Origin of the sequence: Paucilactobacillus wasatchensis, assembly GCF_000876205.1 — a bacterium.
Classification (GTDB): domain Bacteria; phylum Bacillota; class Bacilli; order Lactobacillales; family Lactobacillaceae; genus Paucilactobacillus; species Paucilactobacillus wasatchensis.
Window position 1 is genome coordinate 1 of the sequence record NZ_AWTT01000082.1, and the last position, 2,237, is coordinate 2,237.

The window sequence follows — 2,237 nt, forward strand, 5'->3', positions numbered from 1 at the left end:
TGCTGCCAGTGTTAATATCACGGATTTTGCCAGTTTAACAGCAGCGTTTGAGCAACGATTTGAATTTTTTGCTAGCTTAGGTGGTCGGTTGTCGGATCATGGTTTGAATACGTTCCACTTTGTGAAGGTTAGTGAAGCTGAACTTAACGACATTATTGCTAAGGGTCGTAATAACGAAGCCCTAACTGCTCATGAGATTGATGCATATTCCACTGGATTAATTGAGATGCTGATGCGGCTCAACAAGAAGTTCGATTGGACGATGCAATTTCATGTTAATGCGGTCCGTAATGCTAATAAACCAATGTTTGAAAAGCTGGGTGCCGATACCGGTTTTGATTCAATGGGGACTCAACCAGACATCGCGGGGCAATTAGTTACTATGCTGACTGATATGCAAAATGAAGATAACATTCCACGGACAATGCTTTATTCACTGAATCCAAATGACTGGATGCAACTAGCTACTGGGATGGGCGACTTTTATGGTGGTGGAATCACACAAAAGATGCAATTAGGTTGTGCATGGTGGTTCAATGATACCCGCGAAGGAATGCAAGAGCAGTTGCGAATCATGGCACAACAAAGTTTATTAGCTAATTTTGTGGGGATGTTGACTGATTCGCGTAGTTTCTTATCATACCCACGACATGAGTATTTCCGCCGTGTGTTGTGTGATTACATTGGTTCGTTAGCACAGCGTGGTCAAGTACCTGATGACGAAGAATATTTGGGCCAAATTGTTGAAGATATTGCATACAATAATGCCCACCAGTATTTCGGATTTTTCGATCAGGACTAGAGCAAAAATAGATTAATAACAGCCAGTTGACGATTCGACTGGCTTTTGTGTAAGGAGAAAAACATGCAAACAATTGAAAGTGACCAGTTTAAAGCGGTCATCGATGAACACGGAGCGCAATTAACACATTTAATTAATAAATCGGGTGATTTTGATTATATTTGGAATAATGATTTATGGCCAAAACATGCACCAGTGCTGTTTCCTGCCATTGGCCGTTCAGAAAATGATGCTTATCAATTTGATGGTCATACGTACGAGATGCCCCAACATGGTTTCGTGTCCGAGGAAGATTTTACGGTCGAGAAAAATGATGGTCGTAAGTTAGTGCTGTCACTGACTGATAACTCAACAACGCAAAAATATTATCCATTTCATTTCAAACTAAAGATTACGTTTACACTTGCGGCACAAGGATTGAATTTTCATTTCAGTGTGGCTAACTTGGATAATCAGGAACTCAGTTTTTCGTTAGGCTCACACCCAGCTTTCAACGTTCCAATCAATGGTGAAGGTGAATTTTCTGACTATCAATTGGAATTTGCTCCCAGCGATTTAGAGTTACAGCAATTTGAAATTGTTAAAACTCCAGCTCCATTCCGAAATGGCAAAGTGATTCCGCTCTCGGCGGCTAATAAAAGTAATATTTCGTTGAATTACGATATGTTTGCGGCTGGTTTGGTAATTGTTGAAAATGACGGCATTACCAGTGTGAAACTGAGTTCACTAAAAACGCAGCACAGTATCGAACTGTCTTTGACTGATTTTAGGTATGTTTGTTTATGGACTAAAGAAGGCGCCAATGCTCCATTTTTGTGTATTGAGCCATTCCAGGGATTACCAGACATTAGTGGTCAGCAAAGTGAACTATTAACCAAAGAAGCCAATGTTACTTTAGCAGCTGGTAAAACACGGCAGTTTGAATATCAAATTACTTTAAATTAAAAAATAGTGCTAGTCGTAATGATATTTAGATACGACTAGCACTATTTTTAGTAAATTAGGTCGCATGAACGATCGATGTTAACGTTAACGCTAGTCGAGCAACCATAGGCCTGTGGATATTGTTTAAGCTGCAGCAAACGTGCGTCAAAAAGGAAAATTGGTCTGTTTAAACCAATAAAGAGGCTGGGCAAAAAATTGAAGTGCCCTACAATTGTTAGACAAAAAATCTAATAATTGTGGGGCTTTTATTATGACTAAATATAGCAGTGAGTTTAAAATAAACGTCGTTTCTCGATATTTAACTGGTGACATCAGTTATAAGGATCTATGCGCTTTATATGGTATCTCCAGCATAAGTACTGCAGAAAAATGGGTTCAAAGGGCCGGAATACATGGACTTAAATCATTAAAAGTCCACAGGACTAAAACGAATTATAATCAAAATTTTAAAATTGCGGTGGTAGAATATAGACGAACAAATCCAGTCATT

General features: G+C 39.0%; 3 protein-coding genes. All 3 read left to right on the forward strand.

Annotated features, from left to right (window positions below; all coding sequences use genetic code 11):
* Window positions 1-802 (forward strand): glucuronate isomerase (locus WDC_RS09145; protein ID WP_044011540.1); only part of this gene is annotated, 802 nt, incomplete at its 5' end.
* 63 nt (window positions 803-865) lie between these two features.
* Window positions 866-1,747: an aldose 1-epimerase family protein gene (locus WDC_RS09150; protein ID WP_044011541.1), complete on the forward strand. Its 882-nt coding sequence runs from the start codon at window positions 866-868 to the stop codon at window positions 1,745-1,747.
* A 250-nt stretch (window positions 1,748-1,997) separates the two neighbouring features.
* A partial coding sequence (locus WDC_RS09585) for a helix-turn-helix domain-containing protein (protein ID WP_156127030.1) occupies window positions 1,998-2,237 on the forward strand: 240 nt, incomplete at its 3' end.